Source organism: Aminobacter sp. Piv2-1, assembly GCF_037625995.1.
GTDB lineage: Bacteria > Pseudomonadota > Alphaproteobacteria > Rhizobiales > Rhizobiaceae > Aminobacter.
In genome coordinates this window covers 48,442-71,303 of sequence record NZ_JARKMU010000011.1, presented here as the reverse complement: position 1 = coordinate 71,303, position 22,862 = coordinate 48,442, and the positions used below count along the sequence as shown (strand labels likewise).

19 protein-coding genes are annotated in these 22,862 nt (G+C 65.2%); 4 read left to right on the top strand and 15 right to left on the bottom strand.

All coding sequences use genetic code 11. The features are described from left to right. Positions 1-5 precede the first annotated feature (5 nt). The 12 genes from AmiPiv_RS19495 to AmiPiv_RS19440 all read right to left on the bottom strand — a co-directional run bounded on the left by AmiPiv_RS19495 (position 6) and on the right by AmiPiv_RS19440 (position 12,682). Entirely contained in the window at positions 6-710 is a 705-nt protein-coding gene (locus tag AmiPiv_RS19495; RefSeq protein ID WP_340040009.1) for an ABC transporter ATP-binding protein, read from the bottom strand. After that, positions 703-2,466 (bottom strand): branched-chain amino acid ABC transporter ATP-binding protein/permease, encoded by a 1,764-nt coding sequence (locus AmiPiv_RS19490; RefSeq protein WP_340040007.1) that lies wholly within the window; start codon positions 2,464-2,466, stop codon positions 703-705. Before AmiPiv_RS19490 ends, AmiPiv_RS19495 begins: the two co-directional genes overlap by 8 nt. A gap of 41 nt (positions 2,467-2,507) precedes the next feature. Continuing rightward, entirely contained in the window at positions 2,508-3,386 is an 879-nt protein-coding gene (locus tag AmiPiv_RS19485; RefSeq protein WP_340040005.1) for a branched-chain amino acid ABC transporter permease, read from the bottom strand. 252 nt (positions 3,387-3,638) lie between these two features. Further along, on the bottom strand, positions 3,639-4,475 hold the full coding sequence (locus AmiPiv_RS19480; protein WP_340040002.1) for a sugar phosphate isomerase/epimerase family protein: 837 nt from the start codon (positions 4,473-4,475) through the stop codon (positions 3,639-3,641). A gap of 169 nt (positions 4,476-4,644) precedes the next feature. Continuing rightward, complete coding sequence (locus AmiPiv_RS19475; protein ID WP_340040000.1) at positions 4,645-5,715, bottom strand: BMP family ABC transporter substrate-binding protein; 1,071 nt, start codon at positions 5,713-5,715, stop codon at positions 4,645-4,647. Positions 5,716-5,766: 51 nt separating this feature from the next. After that, positions 5,767-6,681 carry an ABC transporter permease gene (locus AmiPiv_RS19470; protein ID WP_340039998.1) on the bottom strand — a complete coding sequence of 305 codons (915 nt, stop codon included), beginning with the start codon at positions 6,679-6,681 and terminating at the stop codon, positions 5,767-5,769. Then, a complete protein-coding gene (locus AmiPiv_RS19465) occupies positions 6,674-7,774 on the bottom strand; it encodes an ABC transporter permease (protein ID WP_340039996.1) in 1,101 nt (366 codons plus the stop codon). The genes AmiPiv_RS19470 and AmiPiv_RS19465 overlap by 8 nt, the downstream gene beginning before the upstream one ends. Next, the gene (locus AmiPiv_RS19460) at positions 7,774-9,351 is read right to left on the bottom strand and encodes an ABC transporter ATP-binding protein (protein ID WP_340039994.1); all 1,578 of its coding nucleotides are present in this window, start codon (positions 9,349-9,351) and stop codon (positions 7,774-7,776) included. The genes AmiPiv_RS19465 and AmiPiv_RS19460 overlap by 1 nt, the downstream gene beginning before the upstream one ends. 103 nt (positions 9,352-9,454) lie before the next feature. Beyond that, positions 9,455-10,432, bottom strand: coding sequence for a quinone oxidoreductase family protein (locus tag AmiPiv_RS19455; RefSeq protein WP_340039992.1), 978 nt, complete (start codon positions 10,430-10,432; stop codon positions 9,455-9,457). A gap of 4 nt (positions 10,433-10,436) precedes the next feature. After that, positions 10,437-11,159, bottom strand: a complete 723-nt coding sequence (gene pcsA / locus AmiPiv_RS19450) for a phosphatidylcholine synthase (protein WP_340039990.1) — start codon at positions 11,157-11,159, stop codon at positions 10,437-10,439. Beyond that, positions 11,156-11,770, bottom strand: a complete 615-nt coding sequence (locus AmiPiv_RS19445) for a DUF1326 domain-containing protein (protein WP_340039989.1) — start codon at positions 11,768-11,770, stop codon at positions 11,156-11,158. The genes pcsA and AmiPiv_RS19445 overlap by 4 nt, the downstream gene beginning before the upstream one ends. A gap of 15 nt (positions 11,771-11,785) precedes the next feature. After that, complete coding sequence (locus AmiPiv_RS19440) at positions 11,786-12,682, bottom strand: DUF2182 domain-containing protein (protein ID WP_340039987.1); 897 nt, start codon at positions 12,680-12,682, stop codon at positions 11,786-11,788. Positions 12,683-12,785: 103 nt separating this feature from the next. Between AmiPiv_RS19440 and AmiPiv_RS19435 the strand changes: the two genes are divergently transcribed. Next, on the top strand, positions 12,786-14,015 hold the full coding sequence (locus tag AmiPiv_RS19435; protein WP_340039985.1) for a UbiH/UbiF family hydroxylase: 1,230 nt from the start codon (positions 12,786-12,788) through the stop codon (positions 14,013-14,015). Positions 14,016-14,017: 2 nt separating this feature from the next. Here the strand turns inward: AmiPiv_RS19435 and AmiPiv_RS19430 are convergent, their stop codons facing one another. Further along, positions 14,018-14,980, bottom strand: a complete 963-nt coding sequence (locus tag AmiPiv_RS19430; protein ID WP_340039982.1) for an AEC family transporter — start codon at positions 14,978-14,980, stop codon at positions 14,018-14,020. Positions 14,981-15,222: 242 nt separating this feature from the next. On the opposite strand from AmiPiv_RS19430, the gene hspQ reads away from it, so the two are divergent. After that, a complete protein-coding gene (gene hspQ / locus AmiPiv_RS19425; protein WP_340039980.1) occupies positions 15,223-15,546 on the top strand; it encodes a heat shock protein HspQ in 324 nt (107 codons plus the stop codon). A 74-nt stretch (positions 15,547-15,620) separates the two neighbouring features. On the opposite strand, the gene AmiPiv_RS19420 is transcribed toward hspQ, so the two are convergent. Continuing rightward, positions 15,621-16,253, bottom strand: a complete 633-nt coding sequence (locus tag AmiPiv_RS19420; protein WP_429094820.1) for an invasion associated locus B family protein — start codon at positions 16,251-16,253, stop codon at positions 15,621-15,623. 228 nt (positions 16,254-16,481) lie between these two features. On the opposite strand from AmiPiv_RS19420, the gene AmiPiv_RS19415 reads away from it, so the two are divergent. Both AmiPiv_RS19415 and AmiPiv_RS19410 read left to right on the top strand, forming a co-directional pair. Next, a complete protein-coding gene (locus AmiPiv_RS19415) occupies positions 16,482-18,302 on the top strand; it encodes an extracellular solute-binding protein (RefSeq protein ID WP_445206979.1) in 1,821 nt (606 codons plus the stop codon). Positions 18,303-18,379: 77 nt separating this feature from the next. Next, on the top strand, positions 18,380-19,051 hold the full coding sequence (locus AmiPiv_RS19410) for a DsbA family oxidoreductase (protein ID WP_340039978.1): 672 nt from the start codon (positions 18,380-18,382) through the stop codon (positions 19,049-19,051). Positions 19,052-19,356: 305 nt separating this feature from the next. Here AmiPiv_RS19410 and mfd read toward each other — a convergent pair whose 3' ends face one another. Continuing rightward, the gene (gene mfd / locus AmiPiv_RS19405) at positions 19,357-22,854 is read right to left on the bottom strand and encodes a transcription-repair coupling factor (protein WP_340039976.1); all 3,498 of its coding nucleotides are present in this window, start codon (positions 22,852-22,854) and stop codon (positions 19,357-19,359) included. Positions 22,855-22,862 lie beyond the last annotated feature (8 nt).

The window sequence follows — 22,862 nt, the reverse complement described above, 5'->3', positions numbered from 1 at the left end:
AGCCCCTACTCCGCCGCCGCGGCCGGGGCGTTGAGCTTCCCGTCGAGCTCGGAGGCCAGGCACGAGAATTTCACCTGGCCGCGCTCGATGATCATGGCGCGGTCGGCATAGGGTGCCGTCACCGCCAGATGCTGCTCGACGATGACCACGGCCGTGCCCGTCTGCGCCCAGCGGCGCAGGAAGGCCAGGATCGGCGGCAAGAGCGCCTGAGCGAGGCCCATCGACGGCTCGTCGCACAACAGCACCTTGGGCTGGGCGATGAAGGCCTGGCCGAGCGCCAGCATCTGCTGCTGGCCGCCCGAGAGGTCGCGAGCGTAGAGCTTCTGCTTTTCCTTCAGGATCGGGAAGACCGAATAGATCTCCTCGACCGCATTGTTGAAGCCGGCGCGATCGCCGCGTCGGGCGGCGGCACCCATGCGCAGGTTGTCGAAGACGCTGAGCTCGGGAAACACCCGGTGCCCGTCGAGCACCAGCCGCAGGCCCGACTGCGCCACCTTCTCCGGCGCATTGCCGCCGATCGGCTTGCCGTCGAGCAGGATCTCGCCGCTGTCGGGCTTGTTGAAGCCGGCGATCGCCCGCATCAGCGTCGACTTGCCGGCGCCGTTCTCGCCGCCGATGAGCAGGATCTCGCCCGCCTTGGCTGTCAGCGACACATCGCGCAGCACCGGAATGGTGCCGTAGCCGGCAACCAGATTCTTGACCTCAAGCATGGCGCGACCCCACGAACATATGCTGCACCGCCGGGTCCTTGGCGACCACGTCCGGCTTACCCGAGGAAACCACCCGGCCCTGCTCCAGCACCGTGATGGTGTCGGCAATGCCCCACACCAGGTCGAGATCGTGCTCAACGAGGATGACGGTCTTGCCCATCTGGCGGCTCAGGAACTTGACGAGGTTGGCGAAGTTGGTGCGCTCGCCCTGCGACAGGCCGGCGGCCGGCTCGTCGAACAGCACGATGGTCGCTTCCTTGAGCACCGTGCGCATCACTTCCACCAGGCGGCGCTGGCCGTGCGACAGCAGCGTGGCGCTGTCCTGGCCGAAGCTCTCCTCCATCGCCTTGGCGAGCGAGGTGATGTCGGCGCTGGCCGGGCCGACGCGGGCGTCCATGCCGATCTTCAGATTGTCCCACAGAGACATCTGGCTGAAGATGCGCGGCGCCTGGAAGGTGCGGCCGAGGCTCATGTTGGCGATGCGGTCCGCGGCCATGTTGGTGGCGTCGACGCCATTGATCATGAACGAGCCCGAGTTCAGGCGGCTGAGGCCACTCAGGACGTTGAGCAGGCTGGTCTTGCCCGAGCCGTTGGCGCCGATCAGGCCATGCACCTCGCCCTTGCGGACCTTGAGGTCGACGGCGCTGACGGCGACCACCTCGCCGAACTTCTTGGTGCCGTTGCACACCTCGACGACGATCTCCTCGTTCGGCTCCCGCGACGTCTTGCCGGCCTGGAGTTCAGCCAGGAAGCCGTCGATGCGGAAGGCCTGCTCGCCACCGCCGGTCTGCTTGCGCTTGGCGCGCAGACGCTCGACCGAGCCGACGATGCCATCGGGGAACGCCATGACGGCAAGCAGCGTCAGGCAGCCGTACATCAGCAGACGGTACTCGACGAAGCCGGCCAGGAGGATGTTCGGCAGGATGTAGACGATCCAGATGCCGATGATCGGGCCGAGCATCTGGCCGCGCCCGCCGACGACGACGGCGAAGAAGAAGACGAAGGACAGCTCGATGTTGAAGCCCTGCGGGCTGACGAAGGCGACCGTCGGCAGATACAGGATGCCGCAGATGCCGGTACCGATGGCCGCGATGACGAAGGCGATGAAGCGCATGACGCCCGGCTTGATGCCGAGGGAGCGCGCCGCCTCGGGGCTGAGCGCGGCCACGAACATGCTGCGGCCGAGCCTGGAGCGGCGGATGCCGTAGTGCACGAACAGCGCGATCATCGGGAACACGGCTACCGCGATCGCCAGCGGCGACATGCTGCCCACGACCGGATTGGTCAGCGCCGGCACGGTGACGCTGATGCCGTTGATGCCGTTGGTCCACTTGTCGAGCGTCACCAGAAGCTGCGGGAAGACGATCGCGGCACTCATGGTGACGAAGCCGAGGTGGAAGCCCTGCACGCGCAGCGCCGGCAGGGCGAACAACAGGCCGCCCAGCATGGCAGCGCCGAGACCTCCCAGGGACGCTGCCCCGAACGACCAGCCATGCAGGCCGTAGAGGATCGCCGCGACGTAAGCCGCAAGGCCGAGGATCGCGCCCTGGCCGAACGACTTCTGCCCGGCATCGACGAACAGCATGTTCTGGAAGATCGCGGCGGCGATGTAGATGTTCACCAGCTGGAACGTGTGGATCCAGTAGGAGTTGCCGGCGATCACGGGCCCGAAGCCGGTGATGGCGATCAGCGCCACGCCGATCCAGACCTGCGTCAGGTCGGAGTTGAAGCGGCCTTTCGGCTTGGTTTCCGCCATGGACATGGATCCGGTTTGTACGTTGGTAGCGGCCTGCATGGTCACACCCGTCTTGCGCCGACGCGCCCGAAGAGGCCCTGCGGCCGGAACATGAGGATCAGCACCAGCACCAGAAGCGAGGCGAGGTCCTGGTAGGCGCCGCCGACCTTGTAGGCCGTCAGCATCGCCACCACGCCCACCAGCGGACCGCCGATCAGCGTGCCGGCGTTCGAGCCGATGCCGCCGACGACGGCCGCGACGAAGCCGTTGAGCACGTATTTCAGGCCGGCGTCAGGGCTGACCGAAATGACGGGCGCGACGAGGAAGCCGACCGTGCCGACCATCAGGCCGCTGATCGCGAAGGCGATGAGCTGCAGGCGGCGCACCGGCAGGCCGGCGGCCCGGGCGGCGTCGAAATCCTGCGACAATGCGCTGATGGCGAGGCCGACGAAGGTGCGGCGCAGGAAGAAGCGCAGCGCGAAGAACCAGAAGACCATGGCGACGATCGCCAGCGCATAGGCGCCGGGCGTGCGCGTTCCGAGGATGCGGAAGCTGGGCACCACGCTCTGAACCGAGTAGGCGAACGGCCCCTGGGTTATCATCAGCAGGGCTGCGACGATCACCGAGACCGAAACGGTAGAGATGAGCCAGCTGTCCTGCTCCACGGACGAGCGCAAAGGCAGCAGCGTGATGTAGCCTTGGAGGGCGACGACGGCGGCAATGCCGAGCCCCGTCAGCAACAGCATCAGGCTCCACTGGCCGAGCCCGACCTGATTGGCCAGGAAGTAGGCGGCAAAGCCACCCAGGATGAACATGTTGCCCTGGGCGAAGTTGAAGATGTTCGTAGCGCCATGGACGATGTTGAAGCTCATCGCGATGGTGGCGAAGATCGACCCGATGGCGATCCCGCGTATCACGATGATCAGTATTTCGCTGAGCATAAGCTCGCCTCCCTGACCTTATTTATGAACCCGCCTGGCCTGCACCGCGGGCAAGCCCGGAACGCTGACGAGGAAGGGGTATTTTGAGGTCAGCTTATGCGTGGCAGCCGATGTCGCAACATCGTTCGAACGGACTAACGGCAAAATGCCCACAAACACGGCGCTTGGTCGTCGAGCGCGGGCACGGACAGAGACCGTTGATCCGGGCCGATCAGTAGCCATTCGCCGTCCTCGATGCTGGTGCTGGCTTGGCTAGGATAAGCAGCCCTGGGCCGTATCGAACGACACTTTCGCTGCCTCCTTAAGGCCGAGGGCGGCCAATGCGGGCGAAATCACCTCGACACTGAACGGCACGTTGACACCCATGGTGTCGAGCGTCGACGCAAAGCCTTCGAGGTCGAAGGCGCCTTGCCCGCACAGCCTGCGGTCCATCGTGTCGGCTGCAATGTTTTCGAGCGGCTCCCGGTCCGCATCGTTGACCTGGACGCAGAGGACCTTGTCCGCGGGGATGCGCTTCAGATCGCCAAGCGGTACGCCAGCGCGGAAGATATGCCAGCAGTCGATCACCAGCCCTGCATTTCCGATGCCGTCGATCAGGTCCAGCGCCGTATCGACGTCGGGGACATTGCCCCAGGCCACGAGCTCGAGCGCGACCGCAATGCCGTGCTGCTCCATACGCCGACAGAGTTCGGTGAACTTCCGCCGCATCGTCTCCGGCGGAATGCCTCGCCCAATGAGGTCGGGACCAACATTCAGCACTCCGGCGCCGACGGCGTGCGCCGCCTGCAAGGTGATCTCCTCGTTGCGCCGGGACGTTTCGCCTGCTTCGCCGTCCATGAACCAGTCCGTCAGGAATTCTATCGAGACATGCCTCATGCCGTGGCGGTCGAGCACCGCGCGCATCTCTTCATCCCCGAGGCCCCTGGCTTGCTGTTCGGCATAGTCGCGAAAGTGCAGGCACATGCCAGCGTAGCCGGCGTCGGCGCACGCCTCGACCCGAGCGGCAAAGCCGTGACGCGACGCGACAGGACCTCCGGGCACGGCCCCGCTTATGGTGTGGGAGCTGCAGACAAACTCGCGCGACTTCATGATGCATCCTGCGACTGGCGGCCGATCCATCCAAGATGTCGTGGCCGCCACCGGCTTACAGGTCCGTTCGGACTAGGTACACGCCAGATACCGGCCCAAACGAAAACCCCCGGGCATTGCCGGGGGTTCTGCTGGTCAAGGCTGTTGCCGCGACCGATGTCTTGTCCGCTTACTGCGGCAGCTTGTCGTCCACGCCCTTGACGTAGAAGTTCATGCCGAGCAGCACCCCATCCTGGGCGACCTCGCCGGCCTTGAGCCATTCGCTGCCGTCCTGCTTGGTGATCGGGCCGGTGAAGGGGTTGAACTCGCCGGACTTGATCTTGGCGGTGGTTTCCTCGGCCAGCTTCTTCACGTCGTCGGGCATGTTGGTGAAGGGCGCCATCACGACGTGGCCTGCCTTCATGCCGCCCCAGACGTCCTGCTGCTTCCAGGTGCCGTCGATCACCGCCTTGACGCGCTCGATGTAGTACGGACCCCAGTCGTCGACGATCGAGGTCAGCTGCGTGGTCGGGCCGAACTTGATCATGTCGGAAGCCTGGCCGAACGCCTTGATGCCGCGCTCGGTGGCAACCTGCATGGGCGCGGTCGAGTCGGTGTGCTGGGTGATGATGTCGACGCCCTGGTCGATCAGCGCCTTGGCAGCGTCGGCTTCCTTGCCCGGATCGAACCAGGTGTTGGCCCACACGACCTTGAGCTTGAAGTCGGGATTGACCGACTGCGCGCCGAGCACGAAGGCGTTGATGCCCATCACGACTTCCGGAATCGGGAAGGACGCGATGTAGCCGGCAACGCCCGCCTTCGACATCTTGGCGGCGATCACGCCCTGCACATAACGGCCTTCATAGAAGCGCGAGTTGTAGGTCGAGACGTTCGGATACTCGCGCTTGTAGCCGGTGGCGTGCTCGAACTTCACGTCCGGGAACTTTGCCGCCACCTTGTTGGTGGGGTCCATGTAGCCGAAGGACGTGGTGAAGATGATGTTGCAGCCCGAACGCGCGAAGCGCTCGATGGCGCGTTCGGCGTCGGCGCCTTCCGGCACGCTTTCGAGATAGGCGGTCTCGACCTGGTCGCCCAGGGCCGCCTTCATTTGCTCCAGGCCCTGGTGATGCTGGTAAGACCAGCCGAAGTCGCCGATCGGGCCGACATAGATGAAGCAGGCCTTGGTTGCGGCTTGCGCAGTCATCGTGCCGAAGGCCAGCGCGCCGGCAATAGCAGCAAAGGACAGTAAGGTTCGTTTCATTTGGTTCTTCCTCTTTCAGTGTTGCCCGGGGGCAGATCCCATCTTTTGTCGTTAGCGATCTGGCACAAACGGCCGCCCCAGTGAAGCCGGTGTGTTGATCATCGTCAGTCGCCTGTTACGCGAGATTAGAACAAGGACCACGACGGTCGCCAGATAGGGGAGAGAAGAAAGTAGCTGTGAAGGAACGCCTATCCCCAACGCCTGCGCGTGGAGCTGGCCGATCGACACCGCACCGAACAGATAGGCGCCGGCAAGCACGCGCCAGGGCCGCCAGGAGGCGAAGACGACGAGCGCCAGCGCAATCCAGCCGCGGCCTGCCGTCATGTTCTCGATCCACTGCGGGGTGTAGACCAGCGACAGGTAGGCACCGGCGAGGCCCGCGCAGGCGCCGCCGAACATCACCGCCAGATAGCGGATGCCGATGACGTTGATGCCGAGCGCGTGCGCCGAGGTGTGGTTGTCGCCGATCGAGCGCAGGGTCAGGCCGGCGCGCGTGCGGAACAGGAAGTAGGCGACCCCGCCGGCCAGCAGCAGCGAGACGTAGAACAGTGGGTCCTGGCCGAAGAAGAGCTTGCCGACCAGCGGCAGGTCGGTCAGCACCGGGATGTAGACATAGCCCATCTTCACGCCGGGCAGGCCGACGAATGCTTCGCCGAGCATGCCCGACAGGCCGAGCCCGAGCAGGGTCAGCGCAAGGCCGGTGGCGACCTGGTTGGTCACCAGCGTCAGGGTCAGGAAGCCGAACAGCAGCGAGAACAGCGCCCCGACGATAATCGCGGCGAGCACGCCGAGCCATGGCGAGCCGGTGGTGAGCGCCACGCCGAAGCCGGTCACGGCTCCCATGACCATCATGCCTTCGACGCCGAGATTGAGGACGCCGGAGCGCTCCACCACCAATTCACCGACGGCCGCGATCAGCAGCGGCGTGGCGGCCGTGGCGATCGTAATCAGAATGCCTTCAAGCATTTTGCGCGGCCTCCCCAGCCTTGGTGGCGGAAGTGCGAACGAAGCGCACGCGGTAGAGGATCAGGGTGTCGCAGGCGAGGACGAAGAACAGCAGCATGCCCTGGAAGGCACGCACCACCTTGTCGGACACGCCGATGGAGATCTGCGCGGCCTCGCCGCCGAGGTAGGACAGCGCCAGCACCAGCCCGGCCGCGATGATGCCGAGCGGGTTCAGACGTCCGAGGAAGGCCACGATGATCGCGGCGAAGCCGTAGCCGGGCGAGATCGTCGGGCGCAACTGGCCGATGGCGCCGGCGACCTCCGATATGCCGGCCAGCCCTGCGAGACCGCCCGAAAGCAGGAAGGCGAAGAACACCATCCGCGACGACGAGAAGCCCGCGAACCGGCCCGCCCGGGGGCTCTGCCCCAGGACCATTATCTCGAAGCCCCTCAGCGTACGGGACAGCACGAACCAAAGCGCCAGCGCCGCGACGATGGCAAAGACGAAGCCCCAGTTCGCCCTGCCCGAAGCCGACCAGATCTCGGGCAGCACCGCGCTCGGGTTGAAGTTGCGCGTTTCCGGGAAGTTCAGCCCCTCCGGATTGCGCCATGGCCCGCGCACCATCCAGTCGAGGAAAAGCTGCGCGACGTAGACCAGCATCAGGCTGGTCAGGATCTCGTTGGTGTTGAAGCGCACCTTGAGGAAGGCGGGGATCGCGGCATAAGCCGCACCGCCGGCAATGCCCATCAGCAGCATCAGCGGTAGCACGATCCAAGACTGGAAGGTCGGGAACATGACCGGCAGGATCGAACCCGTGAGCGCGCCGATGATGAACTGGCCTTCCGCACCGATGTTCCAGTTGTTGGAGAGGTAGCAGATGGACAGGCCCACCGCGATCAGGATCAGCGGAGCGGCCTTGACCGCGAGCTCATGCAGCGACCAGACCTCGCGCAACGGATCGATGAAGTAGTAATAGAGCGCCTCGACCGGGCTCTTGCCCAAGAACGAGAACATGATGGCGCCGGCAACGAGCGTGAGCGCAAGCGCAATGAAAGGCGAGAGCGCGGCAAACAGAGCAGAGCGCTCGGGCCGCTTGACGAGTTCGATCCGCATCACGCGACCTCCTTGGCATGGTCGACATGGCCCGGCTCGGCGCCGCCCATGAGCAGGCCGATGCGCTCGAGCGTGGCCTCGGCGATCGGGATGGGCTTGGACAACTCGCCATTGTGCATGACGGATATCGAATCCGAGATCTCGAACAGTTCGTCGAGGTCCTGGCTGATGACCAGCACCGCCGAGCCGCTGCGCGCCAGCTCGATGAGCGCCTGGCGAATGCGGGCGGCGGCACCCGCATCGACGCCCCAGGTCGGCTGGTTGACCACCATCACTGCCGGATTGCGGTCGAGTTCGCGGCCGATGATGAATTTCTGCAGGTTGCCGCCCGAAAGTGCTGCGGCTTCCGGGTCAGGCGCGCTCTTGCGCACATCCATCACCTGGATGATGCGCTGGGCCGCCTGCTGGATGGCGCCGGATTTCACCACGCCAACTCCGCCGACGAAGGCCCTGGCGTCGGTCGCGTGGCGCGACAGCAGCAGGTTGTCGGACAGCCTCATGCGCGGCGCAGCACCATGGCCGAGGCGCTCCTCGGGCACGAAGGCAGCTCCAAGCATGCGACGCGCTGAAATACCCATGCGCCCGGCCGACTTGCCGCGGATGCGGACGGCGTCGGCGCTCTCCTGCAGCGCCTCGCCCGAGACCGCCTCGAACAGTTCGCCCTGGCCGTTGCCGGCGACACCGGCGATGCCGATCACTTCGCCGCCGTGCACGTTGAGCCAGATGTCCTTGAGCGGCATGGCGAACGGGCTTGCCGGCTTGCGGCTGAGTCCGCGGATGCTGAGCAGTTCCTCGCCCATGACCGCAGCGCTGGTGCGCTCGGCCATCTTCACGTCGCTGCCGACCATCATCCGGGCCAGCGACGCCGGCGTTTCCTGGCGCGGGTCGCAATGACCGACGACCTTGCCGTGCCGGAGCACGGTGGCCCGGTCGCACATGCGCTTCACCTCTTCGAGGCGGTGCGAGATGTAGAGGATCGACTTGCCTTCCGAGCGGAGCCGTTCGAGCGTCTCGAACAGCTTGTCGGCCTCCTGCGGGGTCAACACCGAGGTGGGCTCGTCGAGGATGATCAGGTCCGGCGTCTGCAGCAGGCAGCGGATGATCTCGATGCGCTGGCGTTCGCCGACGGACAGGTCGCCGACCAGCGATTCCGGGTCGAGCGGCAGGCCGTAGCTGTAGGACAGCGCCCGCGACTTGGCGGCGATCGTGCCGATCGGCGTGTCGTCGGCCAGCGACAGCGCGATGTTCTCGGCCGCGGTCAGCGCCTCGAACAGCGAGAAATGCTGAAACACCATGCCGATGCCGAGTTTCTTGGCGACGCCGGGGCTGGTGATCCTGACCGGCTGGCCGTTCCAGCGGATTTCGCCGGCATTCGGCTCCAGCGAGCCGAAGAGCATCTTCACCAGCGTCGACTTGCCGGCGCCGTTCTCGCCGAGAAGGGCATGGATTTCGCCCTTGGCGACAGTCAGGTCTATCTGATCGCACGCCTTGAGCGTGCCGAATATCTTCGTCAGGCCGCGAACCTCGAGCAGGTTCGGACCGTTAGCAGCAGGGGTTGTGTCCACAACGCCTCCCATTGGTCAGTTCTTTTTTATGTTCCCGGGAGCATGGTAGGCGTGCCCTGCTCCCACCGCAAAGCGTCCAGTAATGAGAAACTTTTTCAAGAAATCATGCGAGAATTCATGGGATGAGCACCGTCGCCCCGGTGGTCTTTCGCCCCTCGAGGTCGGCGTGAGCTTGGGCTGCATCGCGTAAAGCATAACGCTGGTTGATCCTGATCTCGACGGCGCCCTTCAAGACCACGTCGAAGAGCGCTTCGGCAGAACGGACAAGATCCTCGCGACGCGCATTATACGCGAAAATCGTCGGGCGCGTTGCATAGAGCGAACCCTTCTGCGCTAGCAGCGAAATGCTGAACGGCGGGATGGGGCCGGAAGACTGGCCAAAGCTCACGAACGTGCCCATGGGCTTCAGACAATCAAGCGAGGCCGGGAAGGTGTCGTTGCCGACCGAATCGTAGACCACGTCGCATTTCCTGCCCCCGGTGATGGCCGCCACCTCGGCGACGAAGTCCTGGTCGCGGTAGTTGACGACGTGGTCGAACCCGTGTGCCCTGGCGATTTCGGCCTTCTCTGCCGATCCGACCGTTCCGATCACCGTCGCGCCGAGATGCTTCGCCCACTGGCCGAGGATCAGGCCCACGCCCCCGGCGGCGGCGTGATAGAGGATCGTGTCGCCAGGCTTGACCTTGAAGGTCCTGAGCAAGAGGTACTCGGCCGTCATGCCCTTGAGCATCATGGCGGCCGCCTGTTCGTCGCCGATGCCATCCGGCACCTCGACCAGCTTGTCGGCGGCGATCACGCGCCGTTCGCAATAGGCGCCGGTCGGAACGGCGTAGGCGACGCGGTCGCCCGCCCTGAGCCAGTCGACCCCCTCGCCCACTTCGAGCACCACTCCGGCCGCCTCGCCGCCGGGCGTGACGGGCATGCCGGCGGGAGCAGGATAGAGACCCGAGCGGAAATAGACGTCGATGAAGTTGAGGCCGATCGCCGTGTGGCGGACGAGCACCTCGCCACGGCCGGGACGGCCGGGGTCGACGTCTTCGTAGACAAGGGCGTCGGGTCCACCGTGGACATGAACTCTGATCGCCTTGGACATCGGATCAGTCCTTCCGTGCACCGAGTTTCGGAAACAGCTGCATCACGCCGCCGATGAAGAAGAGATAGACGCCGCTGATGGCGATGCCGAGCTTGACCCAGTCGTTGGCCTGCATCTGCTGCAAAAGCGCGACCGCGCTGAAGGCGCACCAGATCAGCGTCATCGGCAAGTTGATGTTCCTGAGCCTGATGACGCGCACCGGATGCAGGAAGTTCATCGGCACGAAGGTCAGGATGCCGGCGACAAGAACGACGGCAAACGACACCCACTGTCCGGGCTGGATGACGAACAGGGTGAACACCACCATGTTCCAGACTACAGGGAACCCCTTGAAGAAGTTCTCCTTCGTCTTCATGCCCGTGTCGGCATAATAGATGGCGCTCGACACGACGATGATCGCGCCCGACAGGAAGGACAGGCCCTCACCCATGAACCCGCCCTGGTAGAGCGCAAAGGCCGGGATGAGCACATAGGTGACGTAGTCGATGATGTTGTCGAGGAGTTCGCCCGACCATGTCGGCAGGATTTCCTTCACCTCGAGCTTGCGCGCGATCGGCCCGTCGATGCCGTCGACGAACAGCGCCAGGCCGAGCCACCAGAACATGGCGGTCCAGCGCTCCTCGCTGGCGGCCACGAGCGACACGAAGGCCAGGAACGACCCCGACGCCGTGAGCAGATGAACCGAAAATGCGCGGGCCTGCGGCCAGGTGACTTTTTTTGGCTTCACGGTCCCCGCCAATCCAGTTTGCAGATTTCAGCCGAGCGGCCGGCAAAGTTCCAGTTGCGGCCGAAGGCGCGCATCCGGCTCTTGTCCGACTTCGCCACGATGATCTCGGGCGCGATCCAGTACTCCGAGTTGGTGATCACCGTGTCGCTTTCGCTACTCTTGCCGGGGATCGGCGTAACCGCCCCGTCGATGATCTTGGGAATCTGGAAGAGGCGGGTGCGGTCCTTGGTCTCGTAGCTGATCGGCACCTGCTCGACGCCGAGGAACTTGCCAACGAGAATCGAGAGCAGCGACGTGGTACCCCCGGCCTTGCCTGTGAAGATCTTGGTGAATGCCTTGGTCGCGTAGATCGAGGCGCGCTTGTCTATGAACAGCCCAGCGGTCCAGTTACCGCGGCTCATATAGCCAGGAATCTCCATGATCAAACCGAGATTGAGACCGGAAAGGTCCACGTCGCCGAAATGGCCGCTGTCGACGCGGAAGCCGGCCCAGGTCTGGCAGTAGCCTTCCGTCGGCGGATGGTTGCCGAGCGACAGCACGCAGGGGCAGAACACGGTGCAATTGCAGGACAGCACGAGCTCTCCCTTCATTGCCCAGCTCTGGTCAGCCATCGTTGCCTCCCCTTCTCAGACCGCACTTAATAGCAGGGCTCCCGCCCAGACAAGCAGTATCGCGCCTGCGACACGCGACGGAAGGGAACCCGCCATCTGTTTCTCGAACAACGTAAAAATGCCGATCACGGCCATCCAAAGGATGTTCATGAGGCCGACCGCGAACATCACCAGCATCAGGGCCCAGCAGCAGCCGACGCACCAGGCCCCCTGCTGCATGCCGAGGCGGAAAATGCGCGACGGCCGCGTGCTCCAGCGGCCGAACAGGATCGAGAACGGATTCCGGCATTTGCGCAGGCAGGCCGCCTTCAGCCCGCTGAACTGGTAGAGCCCGGCAATCGCGAGCACGGCCGCCGCCACGATGCCCCGCACGGGCGCGAGCGGATCGGCGGCGGACGCGACCGCCTGGATCGCGAGCGTCAGGGTGGCAAAACCGGCAGACACCGCGAGCCATACCGCGAGATAGCCGCCGACGAGGACAAGGGGATGGACGACGGCCTCATGCTTGGCGCGCGCCGTGTCGGCAATCTCGCAATAGGTTCGGATCATCGGGGCGGCCGAAGGCAGCATCATGGCTACCGACATCAACAGCCACATGACAGAAAGCACGGCCAGCCGTGCCCAGATGCCACCGCCGAGTGGTTGCGGGGACAGGCAGAGCGCGATCAGAGTATCGAACCAGCCGGGCCACGGCAGGTCGGGCAAGGCGCGCAGCACCGCGTCACCCGGCGCCGACAGACCGGGCGCCCGGGCGTCGGCGACGCGGACGGCCATGGCGAGCAGTGCGGCCCAGGACAGGGCGACGGCTGTCCCCAGCACCGCATAGACGGCCGCGCGCGGACGTTGCGCGGCGACAGCGGCAGCCCGGCCGGCAGCGTCGAGATTGCGGAAATCGTCCAGCTGATCGCCCATCGCAATCGAATGGGCTGAATCGCCGCGTTGATCAATGGCTTAGGCCTGCAATATATGCAGATATCCGGGTCCGTTCGGGACCTCGCAGCATGGACGGCGGCATATGAGCGTCGACAATCGCACCCGCATCCTCGTCGCCGGCACGGGACCGGTCGGAATGATCTCGGCGCTCGCCTTTGCCGGCGCCGGTTTCGACGTGGTTCTCGCCGGACCGCCGGCTCGCGCCGACGACGGCCGCACCACGGCGCTGATGGTGCCGGCGCTCAAGTTCCTCGACCGCCTCGGCGTGCTCGCAGAGCTGTCGAAGGACGCGGCGCCCCTCAAGGTCATGCGCATCATCGACGGCACCGCGCGGCTGATCCGCAGCCCGATGGTCACGTTCCGCGCCGGCGAGATCGGCGAGGAGCATTTCGGCTTCAACTTCCAGAATCGCGTGCTCAACGCCGTGCTGGAGAATGCCGTCGCCGAACATGCTGGGATCGCGTGGCGGCGCACGCTGGTCGAAAACTGGACGCTCGAAGAAAGCCAAGTCGTGGCCACGCTGTCGGACGGCGAAACGGTGGAAGCGCGGCTCGCCGTCGCCGCCGACGGCCGCAACTCGCCCGCGCGCCAGGCAGCCGGCATCTCGGCCACCTCGAAGACCTTGCCCCAGGCGGCCCTGGTGCTGAACTTCGCCCACAGCCGCGACCACGCCTTCACTTCGACCGAGTTCCACACCGAGACCGGTCCGTTCACTCAGGTGCCGCTGCCCGGGCGCCGTTCGAGCCTCGTTTGGGTGGTCAGGCCCGAGACGGCAAGCCAGTTGGCCGAACTCGACGACGCTGCCCTGTCGCTGCGCATCGAGCAGCAGATGCAATCGATGCTCGGCCGCGTCACGGTCGATGGGGGACGGCAGATCTATCCATTGTCGACGTCGCTGCCGCTGCGCTTCGCCGGGAAACGGGTAGCGCTGGTCGGCGAGGCAGCACATGTCTTCCCGCCCATCGGCGCCCAGGGCCTGAACCTCGGCATCAGGGATGTCGAGCAACTCGTTGCGATGGCATCGAAACATGCGGATGATCCCGGGGCGTCCGCGGCACTGGCTGCCTACGATTCCGGCCGTCGCCCGGACATCCTTGCCCGCACCGGCGCGGTCAACCTGCTCAACATGTCGCTGCTGTCGGACATGCTTCCGGCCCAGCTCGCCCGGGGCCTCGGGCTCAACCTGCTCGGCGGCCTCTCGCCCGTGCGCGCCTTCTTCATGCGCGAGGGGCTCAGGCCTGGCAGCGGCTTTGCCGCGCTCGCCTCCTCCCTCGGGGCGCCGCGGCGGCGCTCCCCGACCACGGCAGAATAGGTCTACGGAAACAGGTCCGGCGGCAGGATACCGTTCTGGATCATGTAGAGCAGGCCCGTCACGGTCAGCACCGAGGCACAGGTGGTGATCAATACGCTCGCCGAAGCGCGTTCGACCCATATGCCGTATTGCTGAGCGATGACGAACACGTTCGTGGCGGTGGGCAGCGCCGCAAGCAGCACCGCCGAGAACAGCCATGCCGGCGAGAAATTGCCGACCCAGCTTAGCACCACGTAGCACAAGAGCGGATGCACGATCAGCTTGAGGATGGCGATCGGGGCGATTTCGTGCGGAACGCGCTTCAGCGGGCGCAAAGCCAGCGTCACGCCCATGGCGAACAGAGCGCAAGGGGCAGCCGCGCGCGACAGGTATTCGAGGAAGCGCTCGAGCGGCAGCGGCGGGCGGAACTCGGCATAGGCGGCGAGCACGCCCAGGGCGGTTGCGATGATGAAGGGGTGGAACGCGATCTTCTTGAAGACATCGGCGGCCACGCTCATGGGGGAGCGTCGCTCGTCACCGGCCATCGCCATCATCATCGGCGCAACGGTGAAGTGCATGATGTTCTCGAAGCAGAAGATCAGCGCCACCGGAACCGCCGCCTCCTCGCCGAAGGCGAGCAGGGCCAGGCCCGGTCCCATGTAGCCGATGTTGCCGTAGGCCGCGGCCAGCCCCTTGACCGTCGATTCGGCGATCTCGCCGCGCCCCCTGACGAAGGAGGCGGCAAACATCGTCGCGAAGATGATGAAGGTCGAGAACACGGCGCCGAGGATGTAGCTCCATTCGGTCAGCCGCTCGAAGGGTGTCTTGGCCAGGAGCTGGAAGAACAGCGCCGGCAGCGCCACGTAGACGATGAAGGTCGTCATCCATCCCAGCGCCTCCAGCGGCTGGCGCGTGAGACGGGCGACCGCATAGCCGACGAAGATCAGCCCGAAGAACGGGAGTACCAGCCCGATCACGTCCGACATTCAAAGGCTCCCCGCAATGTCCTCGGTGCCGCGGCAGACCGCATGCCTGCCGACATGGGCAGCCGGTAGCGTGCGGCTCCGCCGCCAGTCAAGCGGCACGCCATTGAAATGGCCGCCCGGGCGGGCCAAATAGGACAAAGCCCGGCGCACGGCCAAAAGCTGCGGTCCTGGCTTCAACCAGCAACCTAAATAGTTGATTTGGCGTATGATCAGGCAGATCATATGCGGGCATGGTAGCGAACATGAAGACGGCGAAGTTCTCGATCGGACAGGTGGTTCGCCACCGCGTGTTTCCCTTTCGCGGCGTGATTTTCGACGTCGACCCGGAATTCTCCAACACCGAAGAGTGGTACGAGGCCATCCCGGCAGCCGTGCGCCCGAGCCGCGACCAGCCCTTCTACCACCTGCTCGCTGAGAATTCGGAGACGGAATACGTCGCCTACGTATCGGAGCAGAACCTGCTCGAGGACCATTCCGGAGAACCGGTCCGCCACCCGCAGGTGGGAGAATATTTCGACAAGGGGCCAGACGGCGGCTACGTGCTCAAGCCGCGCATCAGCCATTGATCGCGAACTGCCGAGCGGACACAAAAAAAGCGAGGCTCGAAGCCTCGCTTTTTCGTTTTCCTGCCAATTGAGGATCAGTTGGCCGTCTTGGCCTTGTCCTGCTCTTCCTTGAGCTTCTTGGCGAAGTCCTGGTTGTTCTTGGAGACGAACTCCTGGAGCTTCTTCTGGCGATCCTCGAGATCCGACTGCTTGAGCGGCTCGCCGTCGAAGGCGCCGGAGAAGCCCTGCAGCGACACCTTGATCGGGTTGGGCTGGTTCTGGAAGTTGACCGAGGTCAGCGTCAGTTCAGTGCCCTTCTTGAAGGAACCGACGAGCTGGTCGGTCAACGGGATCTCGGCCACGCAACGATCCGGGAAGCAGATCACGTATTCCAGCTTCTGGGTCTTGTTGGCGTCGACCTGCAGGCCGACGCCCGGAGGAATCAGACGGCCGCTGGGAACGGTCACCTGGAACACCTTGCGGTTGACCTTGCCCTTGAGCTCGATCATCGAGATGCCGGTGACCAGCTGGCCGTTCGAAGCGGTCAGGATGTTCTGCACGTTGCAGATGTCGACGTCGGCCTGCTTGGAGCATGCCTTGAACCAGCCCTGCGGCACCTGCTGCTGCTGTGCGGCCGCGGGCGAAAGGCTCGACGCCACCGCACCGGCAACGCCAGCCGCCAGGATGGACAGACGGAACCCATCGAATTTCCGGTTCGTGATCTTCATGAAATCCTCTCAAACAATCCCGGGACCGGCCGGGGTCGGTGTGTCGACGCTACCTGTTGGGCAAATGAGGCAACAGCATGACTTCGCCGCGGGTGTTACACCGCCGCGCGGCCTGAATCCAGCCCGCAAAGCGGCATTTCTTGTATTTCCAAGCTGCCATGGACGGCCCGTACAGGGCTGGGTTAGGCTTCGAATCACCAACTTCCCCGTTCTCATGGAGAAATCGTCGTGAGGCGCTGCTTTTCCCTGTCGACTGCCGCCGCTGCCTTCTTCCTGCTGGCTCCGCAGGCGGGATTCGCCGAGCCGGTGAACGGCCTGTCGATGCACGGCCAGCCTACCCTGCCCGCGGATTTCAAGAACTTTCCCTATGCCAATCCGGATGCGCCCAAGGGCGGCCAGATCAACTACTGCGTCATCGGCAGCTTCGACAACCTGAATCCGTTCATCATCAAGAGCCTGCGCACCACCGCGCGCGGCGTGATCGACGTCATCTACGGCAACCTCGTGTTCGAATCGCTGATGGCACGCAGTGCCGACGAGCCGTTCAGCGTCTATGGCCTGATCGCGAAGTCCGTCGACATCGATCCGGAGCGCAAGTGGATCGAGTTCAACATCGACCCCAACGCCAAATGGTCGGACGGCAAGCCGATCACGCCCGACGACGTCATCTTCACCTACGAGGTGTTCACCGAGAAGGGCCGTCCGCCCTACAGCGACCGCATGGCCCGCATCGACAAGATCGAGAAGACCGGGGACCTGTCGGTCCGCTTCACCTTCAACGACAAGGCCGACCGCGAATTCCCGCTGATCATCGCGCTCACGCCCATCGTTCCGAAACACTTCTTCGACAAGGCGACCTTCGACCAGACGACGCTGAAGCCGGTGATGGGCAGCGGCCCCTACACGATCGCCGAGGTCAAGCCGGGCGAGCGCATCGTGTTCAAGCGCAACCCCGACTATTGGGGCCGCGACATCCCGTCGAAGCGCGGTTTCGACAATTACGACCAGATTACCATCGAATATTTCCTGAACGCGGCCGCCCAGTTCGAGGCCTTCAAGAAAGGGCTGTGCGACACCTACACCGAGGCCGATCCGGTCAAGCGCGAGCGCGGCTTCGACTTTCCCGCCTACAAGAACGGCGACATCGTCGCCGAAACCTTCAAGAGCGGCCTGCCGCCGGTGGTCACCGGCTTCATGTTCAACACCAGGCTGCCGAAATTCTCGGACCCAGTCGTGCGCCAGGCGCTGGGCATGCTCTACGATTTCGAATGGGCCAACCGGAGCCTGTTCGGCGGCAAGTACGAGCGCACCGTCAGCTTCTGGCAGGGCACGGAGCTTTCGGCCTACGGCGTGCCCGCCAACGACAAGGAAAAGGCGCTGCTCGCGCCCTTCCCCGACGCCATCCGCGCCGACGTCATGGACGGCAGCTGGCGCCCGCCGGTCACCGACGGCTCGGGCCAGGACCGCAAGGTGCTGAAGGCCGCCTTCGACCTGTTCAAGAGTGCGGGCTACACGCTGCAGGGCGGCAAGATGATTGACAAGGACGGCAAGCCGTTCGGCTTCGAGATCCTGACCTCCTCCGAAGCGGAGCAGCGCCTGGCCGCGATCTACCAGCGCACGCTGGAGAAGCTCGGCGTCGCCGTCGTCATCCGCGCGCTCGAGGCCGACCAGATCCAGTCGCGCAAGCAGAACTTCGACTTCGACGTGCTGATCGGCGCGACGGGCTTCACCGGCACCCTGTCGCCGGGCATCGAGCAGATCGGCCGCTGGGGTTCTTCCTCGGCCAACAAGCCGGGTACGTTCAACCTCGCGGGCGTGGCCAATCCCGCGGTCGACGCCATGATCGACGCCATGCTCAAGGCGCGCGAGAAGGACGATTTCGTCGCCGCGGTGCGCGCGCTCGACCGGCTGCTGATCTCCGGCAACTACATGGTTCCGATGCAGCACAACGCCGATCAATGGATCGCCTACGCGAAGCGACTAAAACATCCGGAAAAAAATCCCATATCTGGCTATCAACTGCCGGTCTGGTGGAGCCAGGGCGGCTAGCCTCGAGCAGAGCGAACGCGGATCGGGCATTCAGCCGCCCGATTGGACCGCGCCGCGGAACAAGGATCGTCCCAGACATGGCCCAGCAACTTACCATCGACGTGGTGTCGGACGTCGTCTGTCCATGGTGCTTCGTGGGCATGAAGCGGCTCGAAAGCGCGCTTGCCAGCGTGCCCGAGGTTTCGGCGGACGTGCGTTGGCGTCCGTTCCAGCTCGACCCGACCATTCCGCCGGAAGGCAAGGACCGCAAGGCCTACATGCTGGCGAAGTTCAGCGACGAGGCGCGGCTGAAGCAGATCCACGCCAATCTGGTGTCGCTCGGCGCGGTCGAGGGCATTTCCTTCGACTTCGACGCGATCACAGTCGCCCCCAACACGCTCGACGCCCACAGGCTCATCCGCTGGGCGTCATCGTCGGGCGAAGGCGTCCAGGGCAAGCTGGTCAGCCTGCTGTTCAGCTCCTATTTCGAGCAGGGCAAGAACATCGGCGACCATGGCGTGCTCACCGAGGCGGCGCGCGAGGCCGGCATGGATGCAGCCGTCGCCGCAGCGCTGCTGCCGACCGACGCGGACCGCAACGAGGTCACCAACGAGATCGTCACCGCTTCGCGCATGGGCATCTCCGGCGTGCCGTGCTTCCTGCTCGAAGGCAAATACGCAGTCATGGGCGCCCAGGATTCGGCCACCCTCGTCGACGCGATCCGCCAAGTGGCGGCCGCCAAGGCGGGCGGCGAGCTGGCGACGAGCTAAGGGCGATCCGAGCCTGATTGGCGGTTGGTTGGTCGTGCGTCCTTCGACAAGCTCAGGATGAGGGCCGTGGTGCAAGCGCAGGATGAGGGCCGTTGCTGTAGTCCTGTGGCCGACCCAGGGCTGGCGGTGCTGACGGCAAGGTCGCTCCGGCGTCGTCACCGCAGCGGACGCCGCGTTGCGGCAACGCACATGGCATCGGGGCCATCGCGTTGATGCTTGCCACGAAGGTTTGCTGACAGCGCCGACGGTCCTCATCCTGAGCTTGTCGAAGGACGCACGCCCCAACAACCGCCCTCGGCCCTGCCTCAGGCGGCGTCTGCCAGCTTCGCCAGCTGCGTCATGATCACTGCGGAACCCGCCAGCCGCTTCTCGGCATTCGGCCAGTCGCGCTGGAAGACCACGCTCTGGTCCGGCCTGATCTTGGCGAGCGAACCCTGCTCGGCGATGTAACGAACCAGCCCGGCCGGATTGGCGAACTCGCGCTTGCGGAACTGCACCACCACGCCCTTCGGCCCGGCGTCCAGCTTCTCGACATTGGCCTTGCGGCACAGCGCCTTGATGAAGACGATCTTGAGCAGGTGCTTGACCTCGTCGGGCAGCGGCCCGAAGCGGTCGATGAGCTCGGCGCCAAAGCCGTCGATCTCCTCGGTGTTCTCGAGGTCGCCGAGGCGGCGGTAGAGTGCGAGCCTGAGCTGCAGGTCCGGCACATAGCTTTCCGGGATCATGACGGCGGTGCCGACGGCGATCAGCGGCGACCAGCCCGTGTCGATCTCCTCGCCGCTGCCGCGCAGCTCGGCCACCGCCTCCTCCAGCATCTGCTGGTAGAGCTCGAAGCCGACTTCCTTGATGTGTCCCGACTGCTCCTCGCCGAGCAGGTTGCCGGCACCGCGGATGTCGAGGTCGTGGCTGGCGAGCTGGAAGCCTGCGCCCAGCGTGTCGAGCGACTGCAGCACCTTGAGCCGTCGGTCGGCGGTATCGGTCAGTTTGCGGTTGGCGGGCAGCGTGAACAGCGCATAGGCGCGCACCTTGGAGCGGCCGACACGTCCGCGCAGCTGGTAGAGCTGGGCAAGGCCGAACATGTCGGCGCGGTGCACGACCAGCGTGTTGGCGGTCGGGATGTCGAGACCGGATTCGACGATGGTGGTCGACAGAAGCACGTCATACTGGCCGTCGTAGAAGGCATTCATGATGTCGTCGAGCTCGCCCGCCGGCATCTGGCCATGCGCCACCGCGACCTTCAGCTCCGGCACCGATTCCTGCAGGAACTGCTGGGTCTCGGCGAGGTCGGAAATGCGCGGCACGACATAGAAGCTGTGGCCGCCGCGATAGCGTTCGCGCAGCAGCGTCTCGCGGATGACCAGCGGATCGAAGGGCGAGATGAAGCTGCGCACCGCCATGCGGTCGACCGGCGGCGTGGCAATCAGCGACAGCTCGCGCACCCCCGTCAGCGCCAGCTGCAGCGTGCGCGGGATCGGCGTCGCCGACAGCGTCAGCACATGCACGTCGCTCTTCAGCTCCTTCAGCCGTTCCTTGTGCTTGACGCCGAAATGCTGCTCCTCGTCGATGATGAGCAGCCCGAGGTTCTTGAACTCGATGGAAGAGCCGAGCAGCGCGTGCGTGCCGACCACGATGTCGACCGTTCCTTCGGTGATGCCCTTCTTGGTCTCGGCCAATTCCTTGGCGCCGACCATGCGCGAGGCCTGGCGCACCTGAACCGGCAGGCCGGCGAAGCGCTGCGAGAACGTCTTGAAATGCTGGCGCGACAGCAGTGTCGTCGGCACCACCACTGCCACCTGGAAGCCTTCCATGGCGGCGATGAAGGCCGCGCGGAGGGCAACCTCGGTTTTTCCGAAGCCGACGTCACCGCAGATCAGGCGGTCCATCGGCTTGCCGTCGGCCAGGTCCTCCATGACCGAATCGATGGCGCTCTGCTGGTCGTCGGTCTCTTCATAGGGGAAGCGTGCGGCGAACTCGCCATAGATACCGTCTGGCGGGTTCATCACCGGCGCCTCGCGCATCTGGCGCTCGGCGGCGAGCTTGATCAGCTGGCCCGCCATTTCGAGCAGGCGCCGCTTGAGCTTGGCCTTGCGCGACTGCCAGGCGCCGCCGCCGAGCTTGTCGAGCGTGGCTTCCGCCGAATCCGAACCGTAGCGCGACAGCAGCTCGATGTTTTCGACAGGCAGGAACAGCCGCCCGTCGCTGGCATAGTGGATTTCGAGGCAGTCGTGCGGCGCGCCCACGGCCTCAATGGTCTTCAGCCCGACGAAACGACCAATGCCATGGTCGGCGTGGACGACGATGTCGCCCGCCGACAGCGACGACGCCTCGGCGATGAAGTCAGCGGCGCGCTTGCGCTTCTTGGTGCGGCGGATCAGGCGGTCGCCGAGAATATCCTGCTCGGCGACGAATATCAGATCCCCTGCCTCGAAGCCGGCTTCGATGGGCAGGACGGCTAGCCCCGCCTCGCCCGGCTTCAGCGCCTCGACGTCGCCAAGGCTTTCGACCCGCTTGAGATTGCCGAGATTGTGCTCCTCGAGGATCTGCGTCAGGCGGTCGAGCGAGCCCTCGGTCCAGCCGGCGACGACCACGCGCCGCTTGGCCGCGCGCTGGTCGGCGATGTGGCGCGCCACCACCTCGAAGACGTTGGCGTTGGGGTCGGCGCGCTCTTCGGCAAAGCTGCGGCCGGCATGCGATCCGGCATGAAGAACCTTGCGACCGCTCGTAAAGGGCGTGTCGAAGGGCGTCAGCTCGACATTGGCCTGGTCGGCCAGCGCCGTCGTCACCTCGTCGGGCGTGAGATACATCTGCCCGGGCGCAACCGGCTTGTACGGCACCGCATCCTTGATGCCGCTGCCTTCGGCCTGCTTCCGGCGCGCCTCGTAGTGGTCGAGGATCAGCGCATGGCGCTCGCTCAGCGCCTCGCGGGCCAGGTGATCGAACACCACGGGCGCGTCGGGCAGGTATTCGAACACCGTCTCCATGTGCGGATAGTAGAACGGCAGCCAGTGCTCCATGCCGGCAAAGCGCCGGCCCTCGGAGACGGCGGCGTAGAGCGCGTCGTCGCGCGACGGCGCACCGAAGGCCTCGATGTAGCTGCGGCGGAACTTGCTGATCGTCTCGGGCGTCAGCGCCACCTCGCTCATCGCCTGGAGCACGACCGAATTGCGGCTTCCCGTCGTGCGCTGCGTCGCCACGTCGAAGGCGCGGATCGTCTCCAGCGTGTCGCCGAAGAAGTCGAGCCTCAGCGCGTCCGGCGCACCCGGCGCATAGAGGTCGAGGATGCCGCCGCGCACGGCGAACTCGCCGACGCCGCGCACCGTCGGCACGCGCTCGAAGCCCGCCCGCTCCAGCCGCGCCACCAGCGCGTTCATCTCCACCTGGTTGCCCGGCTTGGCGCGGAATTCCTGCGCCTCGATGGCGGCAGTAGGCGGCACCCGTTGCAGGAGCGCATTGGCGGTGGTCAGCACGATGGCGCGATGGGGCGACTTCCTGAGCGCAATGATCGCCGCCAGCGCATCCAGCCTGCGCGCCGCGGCGTCCGCCCCCGGCGACACGCGGTCATAGGGCAGGCAGTCCCATGCCGGCAGTTCCAGCACGGGCACGTCTGGCGCCACGAAGTTGAGCGCCTCGACGATCTGCGGCAGGCGCTGGCCGTCGCGCGCCACGAACAGCAGCGGACCATCGGGCGCCATTTCCGCTGCCGCCGTCGCAATCGCGAACGCCTCGTAGCCGTCGGCGACGCCATCGACGATGAACTGTCCGGCGCGACCTTTCGGCAGGCCGATCGATTTCAGCAAGCTCATGATTTCGC